Origin of the sequence: Arsenicicoccus sp. UBA7492 (assembly GCF_002479615.1) — a bacterium.
Classification (GTDB): Bacteria; Actinomycetota; Actinomycetes; order Actinomycetales; family Dermatophilaceae; genus Arsenicicoccus; species Arsenicicoccus bolidensis.
The window spans coordinates 47221-58953 of sequence record NZ_DLOE01000009.1 but is presented as its reverse complement, the minus strand read 5'-3'; the positions used below and the strand labels follow the sequence as shown (position 1 = coordinate 58953).

The following is an 11733-nucleotide window of genomic DNA, read 5'->3' as shown; positions in this document are numbered from 1 at the left end:
GGTCAGCGGGTCAGCGGCTTGACGGTGAGCACGGGGCAGGTGGCGTCGAGCAGGATCCGCTGGGCGCTCGACCCGAGGATGAGCTTGCCGACCGGCGAGCGACGCCGCAGGCCGATCACCAGGCAGCTGGCGTCGACCTCCTCCGCCACGCCCACCAGCTGCTCGGCGAGGTCCTTGCCACCCGGGGTCCGACGCTCCAGACCCAGCCCGGCCGCGGACACCTCGGCCGTGAGCTCGGCCACCACCGTCTCCATCGCCGCCGCGCTCTCGGCGTCCGGCGCGGGCCGCCCGGTCTCGACGAGCACCAGGGGCACGGAGCGGATGACGGCCTCCTGGGCGGCGCGGGCGAGAGCGGCCCGCCCCTCGGGCGTGGCGACCAGGCCGACGACGATGGTCATGACAATCCTCCGGGCAGGTGGGGCCGAGCGACGATGGCCCCGAACCTATCCCATGGGCCCGGCGCCGTGCGCACCCCTGTGATCGGCGTCCTGACGGTGCTGGGCGTCGTGACGGTGCTGGACGTCGTGGGCGGCGCGGCCGGCCTGACCACCGCGGGCGTCACGGTCGTCCCTGCCGTGGCCGATCACCTCGGAGTAGACCGCCAGGCGCTCGACCGCGGGCAGGACGAGCCTCGCCATCGTGTGCCCGGGCTCCACCGCGAGCGCCCGTCGCAGCGCCGCGGCGGCGATCATGTGGTCGCCCAGGGACCACGCGACGACGCCGGCGATCGTCAGCACCCCCGCGGCGTGCTCGGGCGGGACGACCCTCGCGACCAGCAGGAGGCGCTCCTGCAGCACCTCACGGCGCTCCCGGTCGGCCGAACCCCACCGCACCGGACGCCCCAGGGCACGCAGGCACCGGTCACGCAGCTCGTGCGGCAGGAGCGCAGCCGGGATCATGCCGGGGGCGCACCAGGCCAGGACGGCGTCCCTCACCGCCTTGTCCTGGGTCACCGTCACGGCCGCGGCCAGGTCCTGGGCGGACCACTCGTCCTGCGACGCCATCGCCGGCGCGTGCTCGGACGCCTGGGCCCACCCGAGCAGGCGGGCCCACGCGTCCAGCCCCGGCACCACGTGGGCCCAGCCAGACTGCTCACCGGCGGCGGCTCGCGGGGAGCGCCCCCCGCCGGCCAGCGCGTCCCGCACGTCGCGGCACCGGTCGTCCTCGGGCGCGGCCCGGACCCGGGCGAGCGCCGCGTCGCGGTCGGCGAAGGGAGCCGAGCCGGCCAGCACGAGGTCCGCGACGGCCTCCACCTGGCTCGGGTCCGGCAGGGGCTGCAGCCGCGAGGGACGGCACGCCGAGTCCGGGGCCAGCAGCGACCACCATCCCGTCGCGCCGACGACGACCGCGTCGACCACCTCCACGTCGGCCCGCCCGGCCAGCACCAGGATCTCGTCGAGCAGCTCGCAGCCCCACGCCGAGGCCGGGTCGTCGCGATCACCGCTGCCGGGCACGTAGCCGACGACCACGAGATGGCGGCTGTGCCGCGCCATACGGCCGTGGACGGCGTCCCAGAGGATCGCGGCCGGGGTGCCCACGGGCGGGAGGTCGATCCGCGCGCACGGTCCGACGCAGAGCCGCCCGGTCGAGGACGGGACGAGGCCGAGCACCACGAGGCTCTCGGTGGGGTGGAAGCCGAGGAGATAGGGCAGCGTCGCCACCAGCTGGCTGCTGTCGCGCACGGACGCGACGGGGGCGTCGGCGGGGCTGCTGGGGAACGGGGCGGAGGTCTGGGGGAAGGACGTCATGGTCCGACCCTGGACGCCGCGAGGCGCCCCGACCAGGAGTGGTCGGGGCGCCTGTGGACAGAGCGCGGATTGACGCGTCCAAGGACGAGGCCTGTGGACAGTCGTCGTCAGCGCACGACGCGCCCGTCGACGGTCACCGGGGCGGGATCGCCCGGACGCGGACCGCGACGCCCGCCACGCTCCCAGTGCAGGAAGTCCTCGGTGGAGCTGACGAGCTGGGCGGCGGCCCAGGCCAGGACGAAGGCGTCATCACCGAGGCCGAGGACGGAGAACAGTCCCTCGGGGACGAGGTCCAGCGGGCTCACGACGTAGACCACGGCCGCGGCGAGCGCCAGCAGCTGCCCGCGCGAGGTGCCGGTGTAGGAACCCGACGTGACCGCTCGCACCAGGCGCGGGAGGGACTGGATCCGGGTGGCCATGCTCGGCGATCCCGGGCGGCTCGCCGTGCGGACGGCCTGGCCGAGAGACCACACGGACGCCCAGCGGGACGTGGGACGGGATGCTCGGAAGCTCATGCGACCTCCTGGGTCGGACCTGTTCTGGGCGGGGCGTGAGGGGCGTGCTACCCCTGCCAACGAACGGGCCCGCGCGGGGATTCCCCCACGCGGGCCGCCGTCGGTGCTGGTGGGTCAGGCCGCGGTGGCCGGGAACTGCTGCTTGGCGTTGGAGGCGATCTTGCCGAGGAGGTAGTAGTCCATGCCGCCACCCACGACGCCGCCCACGAGCGGCAGGCCCTTGCCGACCACCTTGGCGAAGCCCTTCTGCCCCAGCGTCGAGATGAGGCGGAAGCCGACGCCCTTGTTGATCATCATCACGGCCGAGGCCGGGAGGTGCTGGGTCGCGAGGCTCGAGAGCCGGCCGGAGGTGAGCACGCCGGCGCGACGCAGCAGGTCGTCGTCGGCGTCGGCCCCGACGAGCGTCAGCAGGATGGCCGAGCGGACCTCGGGCTTGGCGATGTCGTAGCCCCGCACGCGTGCGATCGACGCGACCATGCGGGTGGCGGTGAGGTAGAACTCGACGACGTTGGCGGGCAGGGCGACGGGCATCGTGATGAAGCCGCCGAGACCGGTGACGAAACCGCCCGTGGCCGCGATCCGCTTGTGGTCCTTGACGATCTCCCCGACGGCCTGCTCCGGGCTGCGTCCGCGCAGGGCCTTGTCCGCGACCTTGGCCGCGCCGTCCACCGGCCCGGCGCCGTCCACGCCCACGTCGAGGAGCTTCTGCACGAACTCCTCGACCGGTCCGTTGAGCCGCGAGTCGCCGGTGGCGGGGTCGGTGGTGTGCTGACCGATGGCCTTGTTGATGACGGAGCCGGTGATCCTGTCGAAGATGCCCACGGGCAGTCCTTCCTGTCTGTGGCGATGGCGGGCCGCGCTCCCGGGAGGAGCGCGGTGACGCACACTGGGTCGGTGAGCGACATACCCGACACCACCCCGTCCGACACCTCCGGACTGCCCGACGCCGTGGCGGAGCTCGTCGAGGACCTCGCGGCGCTGACGCCGAGCGAGCGCATGGACCTGCTCCAGGAGCTCGCCGACGACCTCCCGGCCCCGCCCGATCGGCTCCAGGGCGACCCGGGGTTCGAGCGGGTCGAGGAGTGCCAGTCTCCCGTCCACGTCCTGGCCCGGGTCGAGGAGGGGGTCGTCCGGCTGTATGTCGACGCGCCGCCCTCAGCCGCGGCCACCCGCGCCCTCGCGGCGATCCTGCACGAGGCCGTCGACGGCGCCCCGCTCGAGCGGGTGCTCGGGCTGCCCGCCGACCTGCCCCTGCGCCTGGGCCTCGGCGGCACGGTGTCCCCGCTCCGGCTGGGCGGCATGGCCGGCATGCTCGGCCGGGTGCAGCGCCAGCTGGCCTCGGCCTGATCGTGCCGGTCGAGGCGCTGGGCCTCCTCGGCCTCGCCGTCGCGGGTGGCCACGGCGTGGTCGTCGACCGCTCCGGCGCGATCGTCGTGCCGGCCTGCCCCGTGGACCGGCTCGTGCCGCAGCTGCGACGCCTCGAGGAGGACCGCCGGCCCCGGTGGGTCTGGTGGCAGGCCGGTCACGACGCGCGGCCGCTCGTCGCCGCGGGGCTGCACCTGGCGCGCTGCTGGGACGTCGCGGAGGTGCACCGCGTGCTGGCGGGCGGCTTCGCGGCCGACCCCGGCACCGTCTGGGCCCACCTCCGCGGGCTGGCCCCCCACGGCCTGCCGCAGGTCGCCGAGCCGGACCTGTTCGCGCTCGTCTCCCCCGCCGCCCAGCTCGACCCGGAGTCACTGACGACGGCCGAGGGCTACCTGCGCGCGGACGCGGTGCAGGGCACCTGGACGTCGACCCCCGACCGCCTCGCGGCGTGGGCACGAGCCGCGCTGACCGCTGCCGAGCAGCAGCACGACCTGGTCGAGCAGGCGCCCCGGGTGCCGGACGCGGGGGGCAGCCCGCGCGACGCCCGGCGCCTGCTCGGCACCGCCCTGTCGGAGTCGGCGGCGGCGCTGCTCTGCGTCGAGCTCGAGGTCCACGGCCTGCCCATGGACCGCGAGGCGGCGACCTCGCTCATCACGGCGGCCGCCGGACCACGTCCTCGCGACGAGCCGCAGGCGAGCGCCATACGAGCCGAGCGGGACCGCGCCGTCCTGGTGCACGTGCCCGGCCGTGAGCGCACCGACCTGCGAAATCCCGTGCAGGTCAAGGAGATGCTCGCCTCGGTGGGGGTCCACGTCGACAACACCCGGAAGTGGACGCTGGACGCCCACCGGGCCTCGCACCCCGTCGTCGAGGCCCTCCTGACCTGGCGCAAGGCCGAGCGGATCGCCACGACCTACGGCTGGCACTGGCTCGCCACCCACGTCGGCGAGGACGACCGGCTCCGGGGCGGGTGGACGGCCTGCGACGGCGGAGCCGGCCGGATGACCGCCGCCAACGGCCTGCACAACCTGCCCGCCGAGCTGAGACCCGCCGTCGCGGCGCACCCGGGGCACGTGCTGGTGCGCGCCGACCTCGGCCAGATCGAGCCGCGGGTGCTGGCGGCGGTGGCGCGGGATCCGTCCTTCGCCGACGCCAGCCAGGCGGCCGACCTCTACTCCCCCGTCGGCGCCGAGCTGGGCGTCGAGCGACCGATCGCCAAGATCGCCGTCCTGGCCGCGATGTACGGCCAGACGTCGGGCTCGGCGGGCGAGGCGCTCAAGCGGCTGGACCGCGCCTACCCGACGGCCATGGCCTACCTGCACCGGGCCTACGACGCGGGCGTGCGGGGCGACCCCGTGGTGACCTGGGGCGGGCGCAGGGTGCCCATGTGGCAGGGAACGCTGTCGGAGGCGCAGCTCGCGGGCCGCGGCAGGTTCGCCCGCAACGCGGTGATCCAGGGTGCGGCGGCCGAGCTGTTCAAGGCGTGGGCCGCGACGGTGCGCGCCGGTGGACGGGCCCTCGGCGCCGAGATCGTGCTGTGCCTGCACGACGAGCTGCTCGTGCACGTCGCTGCCGAGCACGCGGACGAGACGGTGGCGCTCGTCCACCGCAGCCTCGACGAGGCGGCGCGGCGGTGGACGGGCACCGACCGGGTCCGCTTCGTGGCGGACGTCAGCGTCGTGCGTCGGTGGTCCGAGGCGAAGGCCTGAGGGTCAGGTCGAGCCTCAGGCCTCGCCGTCGCTGTGCGTGCGGAGGAACTGCTCGAACTCCGCACCGATCTCGTCGGCCGTCGGGAGCTCGCCGATGCTCGGGGCCAGGAGGGTGGGCTTGTCGAGGCCGCGGGTCCACTGGTCGTACTGCCCCTCGAGGGCGCGCACCACCTGGACGACCTCCTCGTTGTCGCCGATCTCGGAGTCGATGGCCTCGCGGTTGGCGCCGGCCACCGCGGCCAGCTCGGCCGTCGGCAGGGCCAGCCCGGTCGCGCCCGACACGGCGCGCAGGCCCGTCAGCGCCGCGTCCGCGAAGTCGGTCTGCGCCAGGTAGTGCGGCACGTGCACGCTGAACCCGACGGTGTCGTAGCCGGACTCGCCCAGCCGCAGCTCCAGCAACGAGGCGAACGACGCCGGCACCTGCACCTCGCCGAAGACGGGGTTGTTGTCGGGGATGAGCGCCCCGTCGGAGGCGTGGGCGGTCAGGCCGATGGGGCGGGTGTGCGGCACCCCCATGGGGATCCCGTGGACGCTCACGGTCAGGGAGACGCTGAAGGTCCGCACCAGCCCGCGCACCGCCTCGGTCATGCGCTCCCACTGGTAGTCCGGCTCGGGACCCGTCAGCAGCAGGAAGGGCGTGCCGTCGACGTCGAAGACGCGGTAGAGCACGATCGCCGGGTCGTCGTAGGTCGTGTAGCGGTCCCGGTCGAAGGTCATCAGCGGCCGGCGCCCGCGGTAGTCGAGCATCTGGTCGACGTCGAAGGACGCCACGACGGAGTGGTCGAGCGCGCCCAGCAGGTGGTCGGAGATGAGCTTGCCGGTGTGACCGGCGTCGATGAACGCGCCCATCGCGACGACCAGCGACGACGCACGCATGTGCGTGGGGTCGCAGTCGGTCTCGAAGCGGTAGAGACCCGTGGGGTCCTGCACGGTGTGCCTCCTGCTGGTCTGGCTGATCTGGCTGATCAGCCGGTCTGGCTCGTTGCTCCGCTCCCCGTCGTCGCGTCGGGAGCGGCCTTCTCCCCCAGGGCAACGCCCGTCACGCCGAGCACATTCCGAGGCGTCAGGCGACCGTGCTGGTGCCGAGGGTGACGCTCGTCGAGCGGGTCGTGCCCGAGGGGTCGGTCCACGTCACGGTGACGCGGGTGCCCGGGTACTCGTCGGACAGGTCCTCGCTCAGGTCGGTGCCTCTGGTGACGGTGTCCCCGTCGACGGCGGTGATGGTCGACCCCGCGGTGATGCCGGCCGCGGCGGCGGCCCCTCCGGCGACCACGTCGGCCACGGCGGCGCCGGACGGCATACCGGTCGCTCCCCGCGAGCCGCCGTAGACCCCGGCCGACACGTCGGTCACCTGGACGCCCAGGGCCGCCCGCGCCCCCACGTGCACGTCCTCGGACCGGACGCCCGCCGTGATCTGGTCGGCGATGGCGAGCGCCTGGGAGATCGGCACGGCATACCCGTCGATGTCCCCGCTGGAGGTCGCCGCCGTGTCGATGCCGATCACGCGGCCGGACGTGTCCATCAGCGGACCGCCCGAGTAGCCGGGCACGACGTCCGCCGTCGTCCGGATGAGCCCGGTGAGCTGCTCCCCGGAGCCCACGGAGGTCTCGTCCTGCGCGGTGATGGACTGGTCCAGAGCCGTGACGGAGCCGGTGACCCGGTAGATGGAACCCTGGCCGCCGCCCTGCCCGACCGCGACCACGCTCTGGCCGACCTGCGCCGGCGACCGGTCGACCGTGACCGTGGACAGCCCGCTCGCGCCCGAGAGCCGCAGCACCGCGACGTCGTGCGCCGCGTCGTGACCCACGACCGACGCGGAGTACTTCCGGCCGGTCGTGGTGTCGGTGACGGTGATCGAGGTGGACCCCTCGACGACGTGATAGTTGGTGAGCACCTCACCGTCGGCGGTGAGGATCATCCCCGTGCCGGCGCCTCTGCCGTCAGGCAGCACGGTGTCCACCATGACGACCCCCTTCATCGAGGCGACCTCGGTCCCCGAGATCGTCGAGCCGTCCGCGGCCTGGCTCAGGTCGGACGAGCCGGTCCCCTGGCCGGAGGACTGGCCGTAGCCGTCGCTCCCGTACGCGTAGCCGCCGTAGCCGTGCCCGTAGCCGTGCCCGTAGCCGTACCCGTGGTGCCTGGCCCAGGTCGGCTGGCCGGTCTGGTCGGTCTGGTCGGTCTGGCCCTCGGTCGACGAGGCTATGGTCGAGCTGTCGACGACGGTGGTGCCGTCGGAGGTCCGGGCGGCGGCGAGGCCGGTCGCGACCATCCCCGGGGAGGCGGCGAGGGCGACGGCGGCCACGGCGGTCGCAGCGATCTTGGCGGTGGCGGTGGTCATGGTTGGCTCCTGGTGGACGACGGGCCGGCGAGCGTGGCGTCGGGGGGCGTGTGCGTGGACCCCACGTTGGTCCCGGCGGCTCGCAGAGCGGTGTGCCCTGCCTATGTCTCCCCTGTGAGCCCAGTCGCCGCTACCGCCGACCCCCGGTCCGGGCGGGCCCGATCGATTTACTACACTTCGACCTGTGATAAATCCGCAGGAGGCAGCCGCGCTACGCGTCCCCCGGCTGCCGCTCCTGCTCCCCGCCGGGCTGGCGCTGCTCGCGGGCCTCGACGCGGCCCTGATCCTCCTGCGGGTCCCGGCTCCCGTCGGCTCCGAGCGGCTGCCGTCCGTGCACGGTCACCTCATGGTCCTGGGGTTCGTCGGTACGGTCATCGCCCTCGAGCGGGCGGTGGCCCTGCGACGCACCTGGGGACTCGCCGCTCCGGTCCTGCTCGGCCTCGGGGCGCTCGCCCTGCTCACCCCCGTCCCTCGGGACGTCGGGACGGCGCTGCTGCTCGCCGGCACCCTCGCGCTGAGCGCGGTCTACGTCCCCCTCCACGCGCGGTCCCACGACCCGTCGGTGGCCGTCCAGGCGCTCGGGGCGGTCCTCGCCGCCGGGGCCGCGATGCTGCTCCTCGCGGGAGCCCCCGTCTCCCTGTCCCTCACCTGGCTCGTCGGCTTCGTCGTCCTGACCATTGCCGGCGAGCGCCTCGAGCTGGCCCGCCTCGCCATGCTGCAGCCCCGCGTGCCGGCCCAGCTCGTGACCATCTCCCTGCTGTATGCCGTCAGCGCCGCCACCGCGCTCCTCGCCCCCGGACCCGGCCACCGCCTCGTCGGGGTGACCGTCCTGGCGCTGGGCGTCTGGCTCGTCCGCCACGACGTCGCCCGACGCACGGTCCGCGGCTCCGGCCTCCCCCGCTACGTCGCGGTGTGCCTGCTGGCGGGCTACGCCTGGCTCGCGGTGACCGGCGCGCTGTGGGTCGTCCACGGCGCGATCACCGAGGGCCCGGCCTACGACGCGGTCGTCCACGCGGCCTTCCTCGGCTTCACGATGTCGATGATCATGGCCCACGCCCCGGTCATCCTCCCCGCCGTGCTGCGGCGTCCGCTGCCCTACAACCCCCTGCTCTACGTCGGCGCCGGGCTGCTGCACCTCACCCTGCTCGTCCGCGTCATCGGCGGCGACCTGCTCGGTCACCAGGCGCTGCGCGTCGGCGGGGGCGTGGGCAACGTCGCCGCCGTCCTGCTCTTTCTCGCCGGCGCGGTCGCGCTGGTCGTCACCGCTCCACGGAGGACCTCGTCATGAGCCTGCTCACGCCCGGCGGCCGCCGCCCGGAGACCCCGCAGACCCCGGGCACCCCGGACACCCCGACGAACGGCCCCGGCCCCCAGGGCTTCTCGGACCGCGCCCGCTGGCACGTCCGGTCCTTCCTGCCGGTCCTGGCCTGGCTCGTGGCGGCGGCCGTCGTCTCCGTGGTGCACCGGTTCGTGCCCGGCTCGCGGTGGATGCTCGTCCACTTCCTGCTGCTCGGTGCCGTCAGCAACGCCATCGTCACGTGGACCTGGCACTTCACGGGTGCGCTCGTGCGGCGCCCCGCGTCCGCCACCGAGACCCAGCACCAGGTGGTGCGCCAGATCCTGCTCAACGTGGGCGTCGTCGGGGTGAGCGCGGGCGTCGTCGGCGGCCAGCTGCGGACGACCGTCGCCGGTGCCGTCGTCGTGGGTGGCGTCCTCGCCTGGCACGGCGTCGCGCTCGGCATCCGAGCCCGTCGCTCCCTGTCCAACCGCTTCCGCCGCACGATCACCTACTACACCGCCGCGTGCCTGCTCCTCCCGGTCGGGGCGGCCCTCGGGGCGTTCATGGCCGCGGGGCGCTCGGACGAGTGGCAGTCCCGGCTGGTCCTCGCGCATTTGGCCCTCAACCTGCTGGGGTTCGTCGGTCTGACCATCCTCGGCACCCTGGTCACCCTCTGGCCCACCATGCTCCGCACCCGCCTCGAGGAGGGCTCGGAGCGCACCTTCGCGGCCGTGCTGCCGATCCTGCTGGGCGCGATCGTCGTGACGGTCGCCGGGTCGGTCCTCGGGCTCACCTGGGTGGTCGCGGCCGGACTCGTCCTGTATGCCGCCGGCACCGTCACCCTGCTGATCCCCCTGGTGCGGACGGCCGTCCGCAAGCCGCCGTGGCAGTTCTCGACCTGGTCGGTGGGCGCGGGGATGGTGTGGCTGCTCGTCGCGCTCGGCCAGCTGGTGTGGCTCGTCGTCCGCACGCCGCGGGTGGCGCGCGTGCACGACGACCTCGGGCTGGTGGTGTCCTCGTTCGCCGTCGGGTTCGTGGCACAGGTGCTGTTCGGCGCCCTGTCCTATCTCCTGCCGGTGATGCTCGGCGGGGGCCCGGCCGCGGTGCGGCACACCACCTCCATCACCCAGCGCTTCGGCGCCTGGCGGGTGACGGTGACCTCGCTCGGCCTGCTGGTCTGCCTGCTCCCCGTCCCGAGCCTGGTGCGGGTCACCGCCTCGGTGCTCGTGCTCGTGGCGCTCTGCCTCACGCCCCCGCTGCTCGTCCGGGCCGCCGTCGTGGCCCACCGCCTGCGCACCCACCCCGAGCTCACCCGCGCCCTGCCGCTGCCCGAGCGCCGCGCCGACGGGGCGCCGACGCCGAGCCACGAGCGCGAGCGCGGCCGCCCCCTCGGTGGCCTCGTCGCCGGGCTCGCGGCGGTGCTGCTGGCCGTGGCCGGCGGTGTGGCCATGGACCCCGCCGCGGTGTTCCGCAGCGACGCCGCGGGCGGCGTGACCCCCACCGGGCGGACCGTCGACGCCACCGTCACGGCCCAGGGGATGCGCTTCACCCCGGACACCGTGACGGTGAACCCCGGCGACCGGCTCGTCATCACCGTCACCAACACCGACGCCGACGTGCACGACCTCACCCTCGAGACCGGCGAGCAGTCCGGGCGCCTCGCGCGCGGGCAGAGCGCCAGGATGGACGTGGGCGTCGTCGGCCGGTCCGTCGAGGGCTGGTGCTCGATCGTCGGGCACCGGCAGATGGGCATGGTCTTTCACGTCCGCACGACCGGCGGCGACGACGTGGCCGCCGCGCCCGGCGTGGCGGGAGCGCTCGCCGGGGGTGGCCACGGCGGTCACGCGGCCGGTGGCGCGGCCAGCCCCAAGGTCGACCTCCACGGCACCTTCCCCGCCGACTTCACGGCCCGGGACGCGACCCTCCCGCCCGCGCCCGCAGCCACGCTCCACCGGATCACCTTGCGCGCCCAGGACGTCGACCTGCCGGTCGGGCCTGGCGTCACCCGGCGCATGTGGACGTTCAACGGTCAGACGCCCGGCCCCGCCATACGAGGCAAGGTCGGCGACCGGTTCGAGATCACCCTGGTCAACGAGGGCACGATCGGCCACTCCATCGACTTCCACGCCGGGGCCCTGGCCCCGGACGGGCCGATGCGCACGATCCAGCCCGGGGAGCGCCTCGTCTACCGGTTCACGGCGACACGCTCCGGCATCTGGATGTACCACTGCTCCACGATGCCCATGTCGGTGCACATCGCCGCCGGCATGGCGGGCGCGGTGATCATCGACCCGCCCGGCCTGCCCAGGGTCGACAAGGAGTACCTCGTCGTCCAGTCCGAGCTCTACCTCGGGGCGGGCAGCGAGCCCGCGGACGCCGCCAAGATCGCCGCCCACCAGCCCGACGCCGTCGTCTTCAACGGCACCAGCGGGCAGTATGACGCCCGCCCCCTCACGGCGAAGGTCGGTGAGCGGGTGCGGTTCTGGGTGCTCGACGTGGGTCCGGACGAGCCGACGACCTTCCACGTCGTCGGCGCGCAGTTCGACCGGGCGTTCAAGGAGGGCGCGTGGTTGCTGCGCGCCGCACCGGGCGAGCCGGACGCGCCCGGCGGGTCCCAGGCCCTCGACCTCGGCGCCGCGCAGGGCGGGTTCGTCGAGATGACCTTCCCCGAGGCCGGGCACTACCCCTTCGTCAACCACATGATGAGCCGCGCCGAGAGCGGCGCGCACGGGATCGTCGAGGTCCGCTGACGATCCCGTGCGCGTGGGCTCCTGCTCGG

10 protein-coding genes are annotated in these 11733 nt (G+C 74.5%); 4 read left to right on the top strand and 6 right to left on the bottom strand.

Going from position 1 to position 11733, the window contains the following annotated elements; translation table 11 throughout:
- Positions 1-2 precede the first annotated feature (2 nt).
- The 4 genes from B4E97_RS02425 to B4E97_RS02410 all read right to left on the bottom strand — a co-directional run bounded on the left by B4E97_RS02425 (position 3) and on the right by B4E97_RS02410 (position 3085).
- Complete coding sequence (locus tag B4E97_RS02425; protein ID WP_239266678.1) at positions 3-398, bottom strand: universal stress protein; 396 nt, start codon at positions 396-398, stop codon at positions 3-5.
- Positions 399-443: 45 nt separating this feature from the next.
- Positions 444-1748: a DUF4192 domain-containing protein gene (locus tag B4E97_RS02420; protein ID WP_286958564.1), complete on the bottom strand. Its 1305-nt coding sequence runs from the start codon at positions 1746-1748 to the stop codon at positions 444-446.
- 107 nt (positions 1749-1855) lie between these two features.
- The gene (locus B4E97_RS02415) at positions 1856-2263 is read right to left on the bottom strand and encodes a YkvA family protein (RefSeq protein ID WP_286958562.1); all 408 of its coding nucleotides are present in this window, start codon (positions 2261-2263) and stop codon (positions 1856-1858) included.
- A 114-nt stretch (positions 2264-2377) separates the two neighbouring features.
- Positions 2378-3085 carry an EcsC family protein gene (locus B4E97_RS02410; RefSeq protein WP_029211458.1) on the bottom strand — a complete coding sequence of 236 codons (708 nt, stop codon included), beginning with the start codon at positions 3083-3085 and terminating at the stop codon, positions 2378-2380.
- 72 nt (positions 3086-3157) lie between these two features.
- On the opposite strand from B4E97_RS02410, the gene B4E97_RS02405 reads away from it, so the two are divergent.
- The gene (locus tag B4E97_RS02405) at positions 3158-3610 is read left to right on the top strand and encodes a SufE family protein (RefSeq protein ID WP_286958559.1); all 453 of its coding nucleotides are present in this window, start codon (positions 3158-3160) and stop codon (positions 3608-3610) included.
- Between the two features lie 2 nt (positions 3611-3612).
- On the top strand, positions 3613-5337 hold the full coding sequence (locus B4E97_RS02400) for a DNA polymerase (protein WP_286958557.1): 1725 nt from the start codon (positions 3613-3615) through the stop codon (positions 5335-5337).
- A 15-nt stretch (positions 5338-5352) separates the two neighbouring features.
- Here the strand turns inward: B4E97_RS02400 and B4E97_RS02395 are convergent, their stop codons facing one another.
- Together B4E97_RS02395 and B4E97_RS02390 are read right to left on the bottom strand one after the other, a co-directional pair.
- Positions 5353-6267 (bottom strand): PAC2 family protein, encoded by a 915-nt coding sequence (locus B4E97_RS02395; RefSeq protein ID WP_286958556.1) that lies wholly within the window; start codon positions 6265-6267, stop codon positions 5353-5355.
- A 133-nt stretch (positions 6268-6400) separates the two neighbouring features.
- Positions 6401-7675, bottom strand: a complete 1275-nt coding sequence (locus tag B4E97_RS02390) for a S1C family serine protease (RefSeq protein ID WP_286958554.1) — start codon at positions 7673-7675, stop codon at positions 6401-6403.
- 184 nt (positions 7676-7859) lie between these two features.
- Between B4E97_RS02390 and B4E97_RS02385 the strand changes: the two genes are divergently transcribed.
- Both B4E97_RS02385 and B4E97_RS02380 read left to right on the top strand, forming a co-directional pair.
- The gene (locus tag B4E97_RS02385; protein ID WP_286958552.1) at positions 7860-8963 is read left to right on the top strand and encodes a hypothetical protein; all 1104 of its coding nucleotides are present in this window, start codon (positions 7860-7862) and stop codon (positions 8961-8963) included.
- The gene (locus B4E97_RS02380; RefSeq protein ID WP_286958550.1) at positions 8960-11704 is read left to right on the top strand and encodes a multicopper oxidase domain-containing protein; all 2745 of its coding nucleotides are present in this window, start codon (positions 8960-8962) and stop codon (positions 11702-11704) included. The genes B4E97_RS02385 and B4E97_RS02380 overlap by 4 nt, the downstream gene beginning before the upstream one ends.
- Positions 11705-11733 lie beyond the last annotated feature (29 nt).

Bases quoted from the DNA above. Each gene is read 5' to 3' on its own strand.
- B4E97_RS02425 (WP_239266678.1), bottom strand. From the start codon at position 398: ATGACCATCGTCGTCGGCCTGGTCGCCACGCCCGAGGGGCGGGCCGCT.
- B4E97_RS02420 (WP_286958564.1), bottom strand. From the start codon at position 1,748: ATGACGTCCTTCCCCCAGACCTCCGCCCCGTTCCCCAGCAGCCCCGCC.
- B4E97_RS02415 (WP_286958562.1), bottom strand. From the start codon at position 2,263: ATGAGCTTCCGAGCATCCCGTCCCACGTCCCGCTGGGCGTCCGTGTGG.
- B4E97_RS02390 (WP_286958554.1), bottom strand. From the start codon at position 7,675: ATGACCACCGCCACCGCCAAGATCGCTGCGACCGCCGTGGCCGCCGTC.
- B4E97_RS02380 (WP_286958550.1), top strand. From the start codon at position 8,960: ATGAGCCTGCTCACGCCCGGCGGCCGCCGCCCGGAGACCCCGCAGACC.